General features: G+C 47.0%; 14 protein-coding genes and 1 tRNA gene. 5 read left to right on the forward strand and 10 right to left on the reverse strand.

Annotated elements, in window-relative coordinates; genetic code table 11:
• Positions 1 to 41 precede the first annotated feature (41 nt).
• Genes lysS through gatC form a run of 5 tightly spaced genes read right to left on the reverse strand, consistent with a single transcriptional unit; the run spans position 42 to position 4,061 of the window.
• On the reverse strand, positions 42 to 1,538 hold the full coding sequence (lysS, locus tag Q0340_RS00760; protein WP_298081762.1) for a lysine--tRNA ligase: 1,497 nt from the start codon (positions 1,536 to 1,538) through the stop codon (positions 42 to 44).
• Position 1,539: 1 nt separating this feature from the next.
• Positions 1,540 to 2,007, reverse strand: coding sequence for a Fur family transcriptional regulator (locus tag Q0340_RS00765; protein ID WP_005871221.1), 468 nt, complete (start codon positions 2,005 to 2,007; stop codon positions 1,540 to 1,542).
• Positions 2,004 to 2,681, reverse strand: coding sequence for a CvpA family protein (locus Q0340_RS00770; RefSeq protein ID WP_298081763.1), 678 nt, complete (start codon positions 2,679 to 2,681; stop codon positions 2,004 to 2,006). Before Q0340_RS00770 ends, Q0340_RS00765 begins: the two co-directional genes overlap by 4 nt.
• A complete protein-coding gene (locus Q0340_RS00775; protein WP_005871218.1) occupies positions 2,681 to 3,763 on the reverse strand; it encodes a type IV pilus twitching motility protein PilT in 1,083 nt (360 codons plus the stop codon). The genes Q0340_RS00770 and Q0340_RS00775 overlap by 1 nt, the downstream gene beginning before the upstream one ends.
• 10 nt (positions 3,764 to 3,773) lie before the next feature.
• Positions 3,774 to 4,061, reverse strand: a complete 288-nt coding sequence (gene gatC / locus Q0340_RS00780; protein WP_298081764.1) for an Asp-tRNA(Asn)/Glu-tRNA(Gln) amidotransferase subunit GatC — start codon at positions 4,059 to 4,061, stop codon at positions 3,774 to 3,776.
• A gap of 116 nt (positions 4,062 to 4,177) precedes the next feature.
• On the opposite strand from gatC, the gene Q0340_RS00785 reads away from it, so the two are divergent.
• Genes Q0340_RS00785 through hisG form a run of 5 tightly spaced genes read left to right on the forward strand, consistent with a single transcriptional unit; the run spans position 4,178 to position 7,279 of the window.
• A complete protein-coding gene (locus Q0340_RS00785; RefSeq protein ID WP_297883045.1) occupies positions 4,178 to 4,729 on the forward strand; it encodes a hypothetical protein in 552 nt (183 codons plus the stop codon).
• Positions 4,729 to 5,742, forward strand: coding sequence for an L-seryl-tRNA selenium transferase (locus Q0340_RS00790; protein WP_298081765.1), 1,014 nt, complete (start codon positions 4,729 to 4,731; stop codon positions 5,740 to 5,742). The genes Q0340_RS00785 and Q0340_RS00790 overlap by 1 nt, the downstream gene beginning before the upstream one ends.
• Positions 5,729 to 6,064 carry a hypothetical protein gene (locus Q0340_RS00795; protein WP_297879852.1) on the forward strand — a complete coding sequence of 112 codons (336 nt, stop codon included), beginning with the start codon at positions 5,729 to 5,731 and terminating at the stop codon, positions 6,062 to 6,064. Before Q0340_RS00790 ends, Q0340_RS00795 begins: the two co-directional genes overlap by 14 nt.
• A complete protein-coding gene (locus Q0340_RS00800; protein ID WP_298081766.1) occupies positions 6,051 to 6,671 on the forward strand; it encodes a type III pantothenate kinase in 621 nt (206 codons plus the stop codon). Before Q0340_RS00795 ends, Q0340_RS00800 begins: the two co-directional genes overlap by 14 nt.
• Positions 6,668 to 7,279 (forward strand): ATP phosphoribosyltransferase, encoded by a 612-nt coding sequence (gene hisG, locus Q0340_RS00805; protein WP_297924251.1) that lies wholly within the window; start codon positions 6,668 to 6,670, stop codon positions 7,277 to 7,279. Before Q0340_RS00800 ends, hisG begins: the two co-directional genes overlap by 4 nt.
• 1,408 nt (positions 7,280 to 8,687) lie before the next feature.
• Here the strand turns inward: hisG and dnaE are convergent.
• The 5 genes from dnaE to Q0340_RS00830 all read right to left on the reverse strand — a co-directional run bounded on the left by dnaE (position 8,688) and on the right by Q0340_RS00830 (position 15,488).
• Positions 8,688 to 12,821, reverse strand: coding sequence for a DNA polymerase III subunit alpha (gene dnaE, locus Q0340_RS00810; protein ID WP_298081767.1), 4,134 nt, complete (start codon positions 12,819 to 12,821; stop codon positions 8,688 to 8,690).
• Between the two features lie 95 nt (positions 12,822 to 12,916).
• Complete coding sequence (locus Q0340_RS00815; RefSeq protein WP_298081768.1) at positions 12,917 to 13,066, reverse strand: hypothetical protein; 150 nt, start codon at positions 13,064 to 13,066, stop codon at positions 12,917 to 12,919.
• A gap of 76 nt (positions 13,067 to 13,142) precedes the next feature.
• Positions 13,143 to 13,823, reverse strand: coding sequence for an amino acid racemase (locus Q0340_RS00820; protein ID WP_298081769.1), 681 nt, complete (start codon positions 13,821 to 13,823; stop codon positions 13,143 to 13,145).
• A 28-nt stretch (positions 13,824 to 13,851) separates the two neighbouring features.
• Complete coding sequence (locus Q0340_RS00825; RefSeq protein ID WP_298081770.1) at positions 13,852 to 15,162, reverse strand: dicarboxylate/amino acid:cation symporter; 1,311 nt, start codon at positions 15,160 to 15,162, stop codon at positions 13,852 to 13,854.
• Between the two features lie 249 nt (positions 15,163 to 15,411).
• A tRNA-Ile gene (locus Q0340_RS00830) sits at positions 15,412 to 15,488 on the reverse strand.
• Positions 15,489 to 16,195 lie beyond the last annotated feature (707 nt).

Below are 16,195 nucleotides of genomic sequence, written 5' to 3' on the forward strand. Positions count from 1 at the left end.
TAAACTAAAAATTTCATTATCGAATTTTTCTAAATTTGACATTACTGCTCCTTATCTAAATTTAGCGGCCTCATCGCAGGAAACAAAATCACGTCGCGAATCGATTTTTTATTCAGTAAAATCATCGCCAAGCGGTCGATGCCGAGCCCCCAGCCGGTAGTCGGCGGCATCGCGTAGCTAAGCGCGCGGACGTAATCCTCGTCCATCTCGTGAGCTTCGTCGTCGCCCGCGTTTTTAGCGTCGATTTGCGCCTTAAATCTAGCGTATTGATCGAGCGGATCGTTCAGCTCGTTAAAGGCGTTTGCAAGCTCCTTGCCCGCGATGTAGAGCTCAAATCTCTCGGCTATCTGCGGATTTTCGTCGCTTCTGCGCGAAAGCGGGCTGATCGAGATCGGAAAATCCACGATGAAAGTCGGATTTATGAGCTTAACTTCTACGTAATTATCAAAAAGTTCGCTCTGCAGGTGGCCGAGATCGAGCTTTTCATTGACTTCAAATTTATCTTCTTTGAGCTTTGCGATGATCTTTTCGCGATCATTTATGATCTGCGGCTCGATGCCGCCTATCTGCGTAAGCGCGTCGAGATACTTTATGCGAGCAAAAGGTTTTGAAAAATCAATCTCGCGCTCATCGTAGGTTAAAATTTCGCCTAGCCCGAGCCTCTTAAACAGCGCTTTAAATAGCTCCTCGGTTAGGTTCATCGCGTCGTTATAATCATGCCACGCCCAGTAGAATTCTATGCTGGTAAACTCTGGATTGTGCGTCAGATCCATACCCTCGTTGCGGAAGTTTCGGTTGATCTCAAAGACCGCCTCCATGCCGCCTACGACGAGGCGCTTAAGATACAGCTCCGGTGCGATACGCAGATAACGATCGACGTCGAGGGCGTTGTGGTGCGTGATAAATGGCTTAGCGTTCGCGCCGCCCGCGATTGGGTGCATCATCGGCGTTTCGACCTCTAAAAATCCGCGCTTTTCAAAAAATCTACGGATCTCGCTAACGATGATCGAGCGCTTGATAAAATCCTCGCGAATCTCGGGGTTCATTATCATATCGAGGTATCTTTGGCGGTAGCGCATCTCGATATCTACAAGGCCGTGAAATTTCTCCGGAAGCGGGCAGATCGCTTTGGATGCGAGCGTTATTTTGCTGGCATGGATCGAAAACTCGCCCGTTTGGGTGACGAAAGCGTATCCGCGCACCAAAATTATATCGCCCACTTCGAGATTTTTCTTAAATTTAGCGTAATCCTCCTCGCCGATGCTATCGCGAGAGTAATAAATTTGAATATTGCCGCTTTGATCTTCTATGTTTGCGAAGGTGGATTTGCCCGCGACGCGCTTTAGTTTTAACCTTCCGGCAAGGCTCACCTCCTCGCTCGCTTTTTTATCCTCGGTATCTTTTATGTAGCCGAATTTCTCTTTAAACTCGGCTATGCTCATATCTTTTTTTAGAAAGTGCGGATAGGGATTAGCCCCTAAATTCCGAAGTTCCGACGCCTTGTCTATCCTTTGATTTTCTAGCTGGGAGTCGAACAATCTACTTCCTTTTTGCGGCGCATTCCGGGCAAATTCCATACAGCTGCATCATATGTCCGGTAAGCGTAAAACCGTGCTCTTTGGCGACGGCAAGCTGTTTGCGCTCGATAGTCGCGTCTTGAAATTCTATGATCTTATTGCAGCTTTTGCAGATTAGATGGTCGTGGTGAGGTTTATTTGCAAGCTCAAATTTTTTGCCCTGCGCGCCGAATGAGATCGACGTAGCCATCCCCGAATCCTCGAGTAAATTTAGGGTGCGATACACCGTCGCTATGCCTACGTTTAGCTCGGGAAATTTCGCCTTGATCTCGTTATGAAGCGCCTCGGGCGTGAAGTGCTTGTTGTTGTTATAAAGCGTACGGAGCAAAACCTCGCGCTGCTTGGTATATTTTAGACCGCTAGCGGCAAGCGCCTTTTTAAACTCAACAATTAGAGCGTCAAACTCTAAATTTTCAATTTTTGCATTCATAATTTTGTCCTTTCTGTAGAATTTACTTCTGAACTGGCGTTAAAATCGCTAGGTTCAGTGCTTTGATTTTGATCCGAGTTCATACGGGCGGTAGAATTTTGATCTTTTAAGAGTTTATTATCCATCTTAGAACCGATAGAATCCAAGCTTTGTTTGATCTTCGGATCGTCTTTGAGATTTAAAATCCAATTTCCTATTTTTAAAAAAATCGGCGCAGTTTTGCTGCTTTCAAAATACCTTTTGGTCTGTTCGTTCATCGACATAGGACCGCTTGCAAGCGTAACGATAACGGCAAAAATCAAGAAAATTTTACTTACACTAAACACGAAACCGCCGATCTTATCGACAAATCCGAGTCCGCTCCATTTAAAGAATTTTGAAATGATTTCGCCTATAATCAGACACGAGATCCATACGCCAAAAAGCACAGCGATAAAGCCGATGAGAACCTGCGTCGTATCGCCCGAAAGCACGCCGTTTGCATTCTGTAAAGCTGGAATTTTTGCTGCAATCCACTCGCCCGCCATAGTTTTATAACGCATCGCGGCAAAAAGACCGCCGATGAGACCCAAAATTCCAAAGATTTCTTTTACGATGCCATTAGTGATACCGCGCAATCCGAAGAGCACTACGAGTACCAAACAGCCGACGTCGAACCAATTAATACCTTCCATCAAGCACCCACCACGCCTATTAGCTCTTGTAGGTTAGTCGAGTACCTAAACGCCGTATCTTTTGAAATTTGATTTGCACGGATCGCTTTAACCATCGCTTGAGTTTGAGTTATCATACCGGTAGATTGCTGATTTAGCTGCATTTGAGAGTAAATTTGATGCACCTTGTTTTCGCGGATTAGATTCGCTACGGCATTGTTATTGAGCAAAATTTCATGGATCGCGATACGTCCGCCGCCAAGCTTTGGCAAAAGTGATTGCGAAATGACCGCGGTAAGTGACACGGAGAGCATATTTCGCACTTGGAGCTGCTCGCCGCCATCAAAGCTATCGATAATACGGTTGATCGTCTGCATTGCGGAGTTGGTGTGCAGCGTACCAAATACCAAGTGACCGGTTTCAGCCGCGGTAATAGCAATCGAGATAGTCTCTCTATCACGCATCTCGCCAACTAGGATGATGTCTGGGTCCTCACGCAAGGCAAATTTTAACGCATTAGCGTAGGAATGGGTATCAGTGCCGATATTTCTGTGAGAAAAAAGCGCTTTTTTATTGGTATGGACAAACTCGACCGGATCTTCAACGGTGATGATGTGCTTGCGCTCTTTTTCGTTGATCTCGTTTAGCATCGCGGCAAGAGTAGTTGATTTACCACTACCGGTAGGTCCGGTAACCAAAATCATGCCTTTTTCGTGCTTGACTACCTCTTTAAAAATCGTAGGGGCTTTTAAATCGTCCAGGCTAGGAATATCGATAGGAATAATACGAAATGCGGCAGCCAAATCACCGTTCATAGTGTAGTAGTAGTTACCACGGAAGCGTCCGATATTAGGAAGCTCGATCGCAAAGTCGAGCTCTTTATTTTCCTCGAGCGCACTTTTTTGCGCATCGGTAATGAGCGCGTAGCAGATATACTCGATATCCGTGCCCTTAAGCGGATCCATGGCAAGTGGGCGCAATGTTCCGTCGATACGTATTTGAGGCGCCGAGCGCGAAACTAAGTGAAGGTCGCTCGCTTTGTTAAAAACGACGGTTTTTAGTAGGGTTTCGATATCTACTAAATTTCTTTGAACTTCTTCCATAAAATTCCTTTCAATCGATGATTTTCGGTACTACGAAGTAGCCGCCTTCGGACTGCGGAGCATGCTTTAAGACGCTTTCTGCGACGTCGCTTTTGCGTGGAATATCTTTGCGAAACGGAGTACCGCCTTTTAGCGTAGTGATAGTCGCCTCGCCACTTTGTAAATCCAGCTCATTTAGAATTTCTACAAAATCTACAATATTATTTAATTGCCCTTTAAATTCTTCTCGCTTAGCATCTGGAATTTTAAGAGCAGATAGCCTTTCCAGCTTGCTTAGCAAGGCATCGTCTATTATCATAACTTTCCTTTTTCTGATAAATGCGACATTATATCATAAAAATTCTTTATCTTAGGCGGTATTTAAAATTTTTTATGCTACAATTACGCCGATTTTCTCAAATAAAGGACTAAATTTTGGCTTTAAAAGACGACATCGAAGGCGTGAAAAAAGAGATTGGCACAGAAGAGCAGTTTCTAGAAAGCGTCATAAAAAGTGAAATTTTCGTAAAAAAATACAAAAAGCCGCTGATATTTTTGGCTGCGGTTTTGATCGTAGCATTTATCGGATATTACGCAAATGAATTTCTAAGCGATCGCCGCATAGCAAGTGCTAATGCGATCTATGACGAGCTGCTTAACAAGCGCGATGACGCTAAGCTAGCCGAGCTTAAGCAAAAAGATATAAATCTATACGCTCTTTATATTTTGCAAAACGGCTCTGCAGACGAGCGAGCGGCGCTAGAAAATACCCAAGGCATCGATGTTATGCTAAAAGAGATAATAAATCTACAAAACGGCAAGCAAGGCGGAGTGCTACTCGCCGATTACGATTCTTTGCTCAAAGGCTACGACCTGCTAAAAGAAGGTAAAATCGAGCAAGCTCACGCAGAGCTAGATAAAATTCCACTCAACTCGCCAGTTCGTCAAATCGCACTTGCTTTGAAACACTATGGAGGCAATAAATAATGAAAAAAACGCTGATATTTACGCTTTTACTATCGTTTTTATTTTTAGGCTGCTCGACGAAGCGCCAGTATTTCGAACCTAGCGACGAAAACATCACAGGCGATATGAAATTTAACGGCTCGCTGCCGTCGGAAATCGTAGCGGTTAGTAAAGATGGTGCTACGCTAAAAGACGGCGAAGTCATCTCTAAAAACGGATTGGTGAAAAATTTCAAAGTCCTAAAAAGTGAGAAATTTTTAGGTGAATATGATGGAAATTTCGTCGTAACTGACATCAATGGCACGCTTAAAGTGGTTAGTGGCACAGGCGCCGTAAAATTTGAAAAAGCCCTCGGCAGACAAGCGCTCAGTGCAAATATACGCGGCGATGATTTGGCTTTAGTGATGAGCGATGATTCGATCATGCTTATCAAGCTAAGCTCTGGCGCAGTGGTACTCGATCATAAAGTAGGCGATGCATTCGCAATCGATTCGCGCGTAGCGTCACCAATATTTATCAACCAACTTATCGCTTATCCTGCGTTAGACGGACTAGTCAGCATCGCAGAAAACGTAGGCGGGCGCTCGGCACGCGATTTCGTCGTGAGCAACCAGCCGTTTTTTAACAACATTATCGCCTTAGAAAACAAGGGCGATAACCTTTATGCCGTAACTGCCACTAGGCTAATGCTGGTAAGTCCTGCGGGCAATAAAAATCATAACGTAGACATCAAAGACGTGATTTTTAGCGGCGATAGAATTTATCTTTTCTTAAAAGACGGCAGAGTCGAGCTACTAGATCGCGGGCTAAATTTGATCAAATCGCGCAAATTTACCTTCGCGCAGTTTAGTGGCGCACTACTTAGCGGCGGCTATTTGTATATCATCGAGCGCAACGGCTACGTCATCCGCACCGACGAAAATTTAGAAGGCCAGGCGATCTACGAGCTAAATGGCGAGTTCGATGATAAGTCCTTTATCGCGGGCGCGTCCTTTTACTACGACGATAAAATTTTAAATTTTGATGCTAGATAAAATTTCAAAACTTTGCGTTCGCGAAGGGCTCCTGCTTCAAAAATTTCAAACGCTGGATATCGCGAGTTTCACGCGCTCGCGCTCATACGGCGCGTATTTCGGCGTAGATCTGAAAAGCTACAACGTCCTTTTGTTTATGCGCGACGCAAAATCTCGCTTTGTAATGCGCGACGCGGAATTTCTGCTCTCGCTCGCAAGCGATATTAGCGCAAGCCTAGGCAAGGTCGTGAAAAAGCGCGTGCTGTTTTACAACTCGCAAATGTGCTCTAAAAGCGCGAAATTTTTAAAAGAAAACGGATTTAGCCTCTATGCTTTTGTGTGACATAGGAAATTCCAGGGTTAAATTTTATAAAGGCGGCGTAACGCAAAGTATGCCCGTAGCGGAGTTTATGCGGTATGAGCCGAAGGAGCGAATTTTTTTCATTAGCGTAAACGAAAGCGTGAAAAAAAAACTGAAAAACCCTCTATTTGTCGATCTCGCGCCGCACTTTGAGCTAAAAACCGCCTACCGCGGGCTTGGGATCGACCGCATAGCGGCGTGTTCGGCCGTAAACACCGGCGTCGTCGTCGATGCTGGCAGCGCAATCACCGTGGATTTGATGTTTAAAAGCTCACACCTAGGCGGATTCATAATGCCTGGTATCGGCACGCTTTTAAAGTCGTTCGCGAGCATCGCGCCCGTGCTGGATGTTACGCTTTCAACCAATATCGATCTGGACCCGCTACCGCAAAAGACCATAAATGCCGTAAACTACGGGATTTTAAAGCCTATCGTGCTTACGATCGAAAACATCGCGGGCAATAATAAAATTTACTTCACTGGCGGTGACGGAGCCTATCTGATGCGGTATTTTCGCAACTCGATCTATGAAAAGGATCTGATCTTTAAATCGATGGTGAGCTTGATCGCAAAAAAGGAGCTCGCATGATAACCATAGCCCTACCAAAAGGCCGTATAGCCGACGATACGCTTAAAATTTTCAAAACCATCTTCGGGCTCGATTTTGCTTTCGAGGATCGCAAACTCATAATGCAAGAGGGCGATTTTAAATTCCTCTACGTCCGCAACCAAGATATCCCTACTTACGTTATGGGCGGTGCGGCGGATATCGGCGTAGTGGGGCTTGACGTGCTTGAGGAGCACCGCCCCGACGTACTTACGCTACTCGATCTTAAAATTGGGAAATGCCGCGTCTGCGTGGGCGTGCATGCGGGCACACAGCTAAACTACGGTGCTCCAAGCCTAAAAATCGCTACGAAAATGCCCAACATCACTCGCGAATACTTCGCCTCAAAAGCGGTCGCCGTAAATATCATCAAACTCTACGGCTCGATCGAGCTAGCCCCGCTCATAGGGCTTGCCGACGCTATCGTCGATGTCGTGGAGACCGGCGCTACGATGAAGCAAAACGGGCTGCAACCCGCAGAAACCATAATGCAAAGCTCGGCGCACCTCATCGCCAACAAAAACAGCTTCGTGCTAAAGCGCGATGAAATTTTAAATTTAAGAGATAAACTAGCCCGCACGATCGCGTAAATGCTCGCTTGCCCTGCCACGCAGTGCTTGCGGCAGGCGCGGCATATTTTGCGTGAGAATCATCACCACTTTGGCGCGCTGTCGTTTAAAAAACCGCTGCTGCGTATAGAATTTTACGGCAGCAACCGTGCTTCTTAAATTTAAACCAGATTAGAAATTTGATTTATCAAGAGGCGGATGCGCTTTGCCGAGCCGCGCAGCCTAAAATTTTAAAATTTATCGTTACAAATTTTAAAATTTAGCCTAAATTTACAGCTCGCGAAATTTCAAAATACAAAACTCCACGGCGCAGAATTTCAAAATTCTAAAATCCCGCTTCACAATTTCACGTCGTAAAATTTAAAATTCTCGCGAACTCTAAATTTGAGCTCAAATTCCAGCGGCTTGGAAACGGCAGAATTTCTGAATTTCAACTCGCTAAATTTCGCCACTAAAAATCGCGCGAAATTGAATTAGCGCCATTCTTTAAGTATAGAAAGTAGCCTGCGCCAAAATCAAAGATGCTAGCCACCCGCATCGCAGCGACGTAGAACTCCTCAAGCCTTGCGCGCAGACGATCCCTGCTACGGCGATATTTGGAAAAAGCTGCTCCATGAGACTTACAAAGCCCGCGTAAACGGCATTACCGCCTATATTTTTAGGAAGGACAAACACGTTTAACGCAGTCAGGATAAATAGCGCAAAAAAACCGCTAGATACAACCGTTTGATAATTTTAACAAATTTCGTATTTAGGGCGGCTGTGTTCCGACGCCTGGCTCGAGCCCAGTCCGCGCTAGCTTGATTTTTTCGGGCACCGTTTGCTCGCCAGCTTTGTTTCGGATTTTTTCTGCGCGTCTTGAGTCCGTTTTTGCGTGCTTTACTAAATTTGCTCGGCGAAATTTTACCGCGATAAAATTTTACGTAGTAAAACTATGCCTAAAATTTCAAATCCGCTAAAGTTTAAAATTTTAAAGCTGCGTAGAGATTTGCCAAAGTAAGGCTTCGCAAAAATTTAGCTCGAAATTTAAAAACGCTCATACCGTTTATCATGCAACAGGTAGACCAGCGCGACAATATAATTCAACTCTGCCTAGGCACGGCGAGCTGTTATTGCGGCAACTCAAACGGCGCGCTATAAGCCTTGCTGACGCAATAAAGCAGAGGCGGTCTGTGTTTTTGTAAATTTTGACAGATAAAATTCCACCGCGATGAACGCAATAAATTTAGATATCACGGACGATCTGCGTGATTACGATTCTTATGTGTCGCGCCGTAAATTTTACGTGCGGCAAGCTTTGAGCCAATATTGTCGTCTCTTATCGCAACCGCGCCAAAGCCTAGGCTATCTGCGCGCTTAAGTCGCTTGCGTGCGGCGCAACAAGCAAGAATAAAATTTTAACCGACCTAGCGCGGCGAGAGGGCCGCACCTACGCCGCGATGATTTCACGCACCTTTTCGGTGAAATTATCGCTCACGATGTATTCGGTCGGATAAACTAGCACCTCGCTGCCGTTACGGATTCGCAGAATCAGCCGCTTGGTGTTTTTTAGCGCCGTGTCGCAAAAGGCGAGGTGGTAAATTTTATAAATTTTCTCGCGGCTAAGTTCGCCTAAGCTTAGCTCAAACTCGAAATCCTGCGCGTTTTTGCGCTGTGTCTCGCGCTCTTTGCGCGCCTTAAGGGCGGGATCCTCCGCAGCAAACCCGCCCCTTCGCTCCGCAAAATTCCCGCTGCCAAAGCTGCCGCCTCGTTCGCCGCCGGAGCCGAAATTGCCGCCATTAAAGCCTCCGCGCTCCCTACCGCCAAAGCCTCGCACCTTGCTAGGTGCGTAGCCGTCGATATTTTGCGCGGCATCTAGAGTTAAAATTTCATCCAAATAAATTTGAAATTTCCCGCCGTAAGGGGATGTGTTTTTGCTAAGCCGTGCCCAAAATGCCATCGGGCGCTCCAGTTGCGCATCCGTTAGCGCAGTGACCGCATCACAAATATCGCCGAACGCGCTCATCTCGAAGCTGCCCGCAAGATCAAGCACCGTGAGATTTGCCATCTGCTTGCCCGATTTGGTCGTGCGGGTGTGGACGTTTTCGATCTTGCCGACGCATAAAATTTTAACGCTCACGTCCTCGTCGCCCACCAGTTCGTCGAATTCGTTCGATTTGGTATGTGCAATCGCTCCAAGCTGCGCGGCGTAGGCTTTGAGTGGATTCTCGCTCAAGAATACTCCCGCGCGCGGACGAAAGCTCGCATCTCGAGCGTTTTGCAGGCTCATCATCGAAAGAAACGACAGCTGATACGCCGCGCCGCCGACCGCGCTTTTTGAAATTTTAATCATAAAGGCGTACGGGCGCTCCCGCTCCTGCGGGCTTAAGTTTTCGATCGCCTTTAGCGCGTTATCGAACACCGCGAGCTCGAAGCTGCCGTGCAGATCAAGCACGTTTAAAATCCCCATTTTTTTGCCCGTTTTCGTCATGCGCGTGGATAGATCCTCGATCCGCCCCACGCTAAGCACCTCGGCGCTATCGCCGTCGATCTCGCTAAACGCCGAGGATAGCGTATAGTCGATGCCCTCCATCTCCTCTTTATAATCATCTAGCGGATGCCCCGAGAGATACACGCCCACGGTCTGCTGCTCAAATTTCAAAATTTCGCCCTGCGGAAATTCCTTATCGGTATCGACGAAGCTTACGCTCATGCCGCTCGTCATATCCTCATCCTCGCCAAAAAGCGAGCTTGCGGCGTCCTTTTTAATCTCGGTGATCTTCTTCATCACGTCTAGGATATTTTCCATATTTTGAATCATCGCTAATCGGCTCTTACCCAGACAATCCATCGCGCCTGCATAGATCAGCGACTCGATGACCTTTTTATTGACGCGGAAATTATCCACGCGCGAAGCAAAATCGTCGATGCTTTGAAATTTAGCCTCGCTTTGAAGCTCTAAGATATTCTCGATCGCGGCGGCGCCTACCCCCTTGATTGCGCCTAGGCCGTAGATGATCGAAGTGCCCGATTTGGAATTGTCGTCGTCCACGACGCTAAAGCCTCTTAAGCTTTGATTGATCGACGGCGGCAAAAGCCCGATGCCTAGGCGGCTAGCCTCGTCGATATATTTTGAAATTTTATCGGTATTGCCCTCTTCCGAAGTAAGCAGCGCCGCCATAAACTCCGCCGGATAGTAGGTCTTAAGATAGGCTGTTTGAAAGGTGATCATCGAATACGCCGCGGCGTGAGATTTGTTAAAGCCGTAGGAGGCAAATTTCATAATCAGATCAAATAACTCATCTGCCTTTGCTACGTCAAAGCCCAGCTCTTTGGCGCCATTTAGATACTGCTCGCGCATGTGAGCAAGCTTCTTCTCATCCTTCTTACCCATCGCGCGGCGCACCAGATCGGCATCGCCCAAGCTAAAGCCACCCACCTTCTGCACGATCTGCATGACCTGCTCTTGATAGACGATGATGCCGTAGGTAGGCTCTAAAATTTCTTTTATCTCGGGGAAGATATAGCTTGCTTTTAGCTCTCCGTGTTTGATCCTGATAAAATCGGGGATTAGATCCATCGGTCCCGGGCGATAGAGCGAGATCATCGCGATGATATCCTCGAAGCGGTCGGGGCGCAGGTTCATCGCCAGATCCTGCATGCCCGCGCCCTCGATTTGGAAAATCCCCAGCGTGTTGCCGCTTTGAATCGTCTCGTAGGTATTGTGATCGTTGAAATCGATCTCCTCCCAGACGATATTGCGACCGTAGCGGCGCTTTACGAGCTTGGCGGCATTATCGATCACGTCGAGGTTTTTTAGACCCAGGAAGTCAAATTTTATCAGATCGACGTCCTCGAGATAGTTTTTGGTGTATTGCGTTACTAGGCGCGCATCATCGCCCTTATCCTGCTTAAATAGCGGCGCTTTGTTCCACAGCGGCTCGTTTGAGATCACAACGCCCGCAGCGTGCATGCCCGCGTTGCGATTTAGCCCTTCAAGATCTAGCGCAAACTCCCAAACCTGCTGTGCGATCGGATCTGCATCGATAAATTCCTTCAGCTTCGGCTCGGCGTCGTAAGCCTGCGTAAGCGTGATACCGAGCTTGTCTGGGATCAACTTCGCCATCTTATCAGCTTGTGAAAGTGGCATGTCGCAGACGCGAGCCACGTCGCGGATGACGCCGCGCGCGAGCAGCTTACCGAAGGTCGCAACCTGCGCTACGTTAAATTTGCCGTACTGATCGATGACGTAGTCGATCACTTCGCCTCTGCGCGCCTGGCAAAAATCCACGTCAATATCGGGCATCGAGATACGCGACGGATTTAAAAATCGCTCGAAAAGCAGATTATACGGGATCGGATCGAGGTCGGTAATGCGAAGCGCATATGCGCAGATGCTGCCCGCCGCAGAGCCGCGACCTGGGCCAACCGGAATGTCGTGATCCTTCGCCCAGTTGATGAAATCCTGCACGATGACCATATAACCCGAAAAATGCATGTTTTTGATGATGGCAAGCTCCTTTTCCAGGCGCTCGCGATAAATTTCATGATTGGCAGGATCAATAAATTTAAGGCGCTCTTTAAGCCCCTCGCGGCACAGATAATCGAATAGAAAATCATCGTTTGCAAAGCTATAACGCTCATCGGGCTGCGGCAGCGAAAGCCCGAACCCAGCGGCGTATTCGATCGTAAATTTAAAATTCGGCGGCGTCGGCGCGTAGTCCTTCTCGTCGAAGGCAAATTTCAAATTGCACTTTTGCACGATCTCGGCGGTATTTTCGATCACTTCGGGGATGTCCGCAAAAAGCCGCCTCATCTCCTCGTCGCTTTTTACGTAAAATTCCGAAACGACGTGTTTTAGGCGGTCGCCATCGTTGATCGTCTTGCCCATCGAGATGCACTGATAGACGTCGTGAGCCTTGGCGCGATCTTTGCGAGAGTAGTGAGCGTCGTTCGTGGCGATGATCTTGACGCCGATTTCGCGCGAGAGGCGGATGAGGTCTTTATCGACGTTTAATTGCTCGCCGATGCCGTGGCGCATGATCTCTAGATAAAAATCCTCGCCGAAAATTTCCTTATACTCAAGCGCCGCTTTTTTCGCCGCTTCGTAGCCGCCCGCGCCGCGCTTTAAATTTCGCTCGCTTCTATTTAGATGAAATTCCACCTCGCCCGCTAGGCATGCCGAGGAGCAGATGAGCCCCTCGCTGTGCTCTTTTAAAATTTTTTTGTTGATCCTTGGGTAGTAGTAGAAGCCGTCTAAAAACGCGCGCGAGCTAAGATACATCAAATTCTTATAGCCCGTCTCGTTTTTGGCGAGCAGTATCAAGTGATAGCGCTGGCGGTCGCTTTTATCGCCGATGTCGTCGTGGTTGTGCAGGTAGGTCTCGATGCCGATGATCGGCTTGATGCCGTGCTTTTTCATCGTCTGATAAAAGTCTATCGCGCCGAACATATTGCCGTGGTCGGTGATCGCGCACGCCTTGGTGCCGCGGCTCTGCAAAAGCTCGGCGAGCTCGCTTACTTTATTCGCGCCGTCTAGCAGCGAATACTCGGTGTGAAGGTGCAGGTGGGTATAGTCGCTCATTTTTGGTCCTTTTTTGATTTGGAGATTATATTAAATTCGGGCTTTAGAAACGGTCAAATTTAATGGAATTTTAGCTTAAATTTCAGCGCGAAATTTTACGAGTAAATTTTGTTACGGAATTTTATTTCGGAGGTTTTACATTCTGGGTTTTGCGGATCAAATTTTGACAAAATTTTAAGCTTAAAATGCTGTGATGAAATTCCACTATCATAAAATTCCGCCTTGATGGAAGTTTGGTCTAACATAGTTCCGCAAAATTTCACGACTTAAATTATCGTAAAATTTTGCGGTTTAGAATTCCGCTTGCAAAGCCTTGCGGCTCTACGATCTTGAGAATTCCACGATCGCTTTGGCAAGCTCTCTAGTAGGATCGACGAAAATTTTATCGCTTTTGATTAACGGCAAAAATAGCGGCAGCTCAGTGCAGGCAACGACATAAATATCAGCATCGATTTTGCCTAGCAAATTCTCAAAAGCCCCCACGTATTCGGCAGTCTTGCCCGCCTTAACGCCTTTGTAGATACAATCCATCAAAACCGCTTGATTTTCTTCACCAAGATCCACGCTGATTAGCCCCGCTTCTTTAAGCGGATCGTCGTAAATTTTAGCTTTTTTTGTACCGATAGTGGCTAGCACAGCGATTTTATGGGCGTTTGGATAATTTTTGCGGATCGCTTTTACGGTGACCTCAGCGATATGAATTAGCGGGATTTCCGCCGCAGCTTCTACATCGTCTGCGAAAAAATGCGCCGTGTTGCACGCCATCGCAAACGCCTTGCAGCCCGCATTTTTGAGCCTAACAGCGCTCTCGCTTAGGCGCGGAAGCGGATTTTCACCCTTGCCTAAGATAAAAGCCGTGCGATCTTCGATCTGCGGATAGCTATCGATTACAAGCGGAATATTTTCTTGATCGCTGCCCGCAGCAGTCTCTTCTATGATCTTCATATACAGATCCGCACTCGCCAAAGGTCCCATTCCACCGATAATCCCAACTCTTTTCATAGCTCGTCCTTTCTAAATTTTACTTGGGCTAATTTTCCCACTTACTCATATCCATTTCGTTTTCGCTCTTTGCGACGTAGATCGACGCGACAACATCGCCCGTTACGTTCATCGAGGTTCGCCCCATATCCAAAATCGCGTCAATGCCCAAAATCATTCCGTAAGCGATCGCTACGTTACCACTTACCTTGACGCCGATAGACTCGAGCACTAAAAGCAGCATCAGCGCACCAGCTCCCGGAACTCCGGCAGTTCCGATCGCCGCAAGCATCGAAGTGATGATGATCGTGAGGTAGTGGCTGCTGTTTAGATCGATACCGCAAGCATTAGCGATAAAGAGCGTGCACACGCCCAAATACACGGTCGTGCCGTTCATATTCACCGTAGCACCCACGGGCAAAACAAAGCCGTAGATCGCCTTTGGAATTCCCATATCTTCGGCGGTTTGCATCGTAATCGGAAGCGTGCCGTTGGAGCTGCGGGTAACAAAAGCCGTAAGCATCGGCGGACGCACTTTTTTAAGGAATTTAATCGGGCTAACTCCGATAAGCATACAAATAACGCAATAAACCGCAAATACTTGAATCGCAAGTCCCACGTATAGGGTAATCGTGACGTTTAGCAGCGAGCTAAAAGCCTCGATGCCGCTTTTATTAAACACTACAAACATTAGCGCAAAAACGCCGATTGGCGCATATTGCATCACCCAGTGCACGATCTTAAACATAATCTCGCTCATTCCGTCGAAAAAATTATAAACCGTATCGGCGGAGCTTTTGATACGCGCGTCGCTACTGTCGCGGCAAAACGCAAGCCCTACGCCAAGAAATAAGCAAAACGCGATTATCGGCAAAATTTCGCCCTTGGCTATGGAATCAAAAGGATTCGTAGGAATTATATTAAGCAAAATTTTACTCATACTAGGCGCGTTCGCTGCCTTTTCGACGGCCTTGGACGTATCGCTTAGATCAAGCCCGCTACCTGGAGAAAATACAAACGCACACGCTAGACCGATGACGATCGCAAAAAGCGTCGTTATAGCGTAAAATATGATCGCCTTAACGCCTACTTTGCCCAGATGCGCGGGCGAGATACTGCTAGTGCCCACGATCAGCGAACAGATAATAATCGGCACCATGATCATCTTTAAAAGCCGCACGAAAAGATCTCCCAAAGGCGTTAAAATCGCTACCCACGTGGTATCGCCCACCGGCATATTTTTAGGTAGTAACATACCAATCGCAGAGCCCAACACTAAAGCGATAATGATGCGCCAAAGCAAGCTTGAGTTAAAATAAAAAGCTAAAATTCCGCCTTTTTTCGTTTGATTTTCTGACATGGACATCTCCCCGCACTAAGAATTTTAACGGAATTCTACCGCAACTTGGCATAAAATAAAATTTAATCGGTCGCCAAATGAAAGTTAAATTTGAAAATTCAATCGCGAGCTTGCCGCATTTTAAAGCGGGAATTATGAGGCAGACTTTGTCTTTTGAAGTTATGAAACAGAATTTCAAAGGAAAAACGACGCATAAAATTTTATGGAATTTTGCGAATTTCGATGCGGTAAAAAGCTAAAATTTTGTGGTGGTGGGCTCACTAGGACTTGAACCTAGGACCATCCGGTTATGAGCCGGATGCTCTAACCAACTGAGCTATGAGCCCGCCAGCGGTAAAAAAGAAATGTGATTTTACAAAAATAATCTTAAAACGGCGTTAAAATCAATCATAAATTTCAAGAATTTCAAGCCCAGCATTCTAACCCACGCCCCCACGCCGCGGCTAAACTCTACGGCGCGCAGCACGGCTTTTGTGTAAAATTTTACGCCGCTTTGAAAGCGAGCAAACAACAAATCAAAGCAAACGTTTTGAAATTTTAAAATTTAACGGCGCGATCTAAAACGTACCGCGGCGCTCTGCGCGGTAAATTTAAAGGAAATTTTACGTCGCAATAAAGTACCAAAGACGCCGCACCGGAGAGATAGAACATTTTGCGCTTAAAATTTATGTAGATACTAAGGCAAGTAAGCATAGAAAGCGCGGCTACACAAAGTTTTACACTGTATGAAGGCGCAAGAACGGACGAAATTAAAAAGACGCACGACGCAAAATAGATATTTAGCTTCCCGTCCCGTAAGCTAACTTCGCGCCGCAAGATCATCTCGTGCTCTCGCCATAGCCGCGGTCTATACGCCGCTATGGCGTCTCGTCGCCGTCTTGGTCTTGAAGCGCGCTCGCTTCACCCTCCGCCGCTATCGCCTCGAGGCTTAAAATTTCATCGACATCCTCCAGCTGCGCTACGCCGCTTCCTGCGATGCTTCTGATGCTTGCGTGCATCGCGATCGCGCCGTCTCGCGCACGCGCGATCTGTT

It is taken from the genome of uncultured Campylobacter sp. (assembly GCF_938045595.1).
Classification (GTDB): Bacteria; Campylobacterota; Campylobacteria; order Campylobacterales; family Campylobacteraceae; genus Campylobacter_B.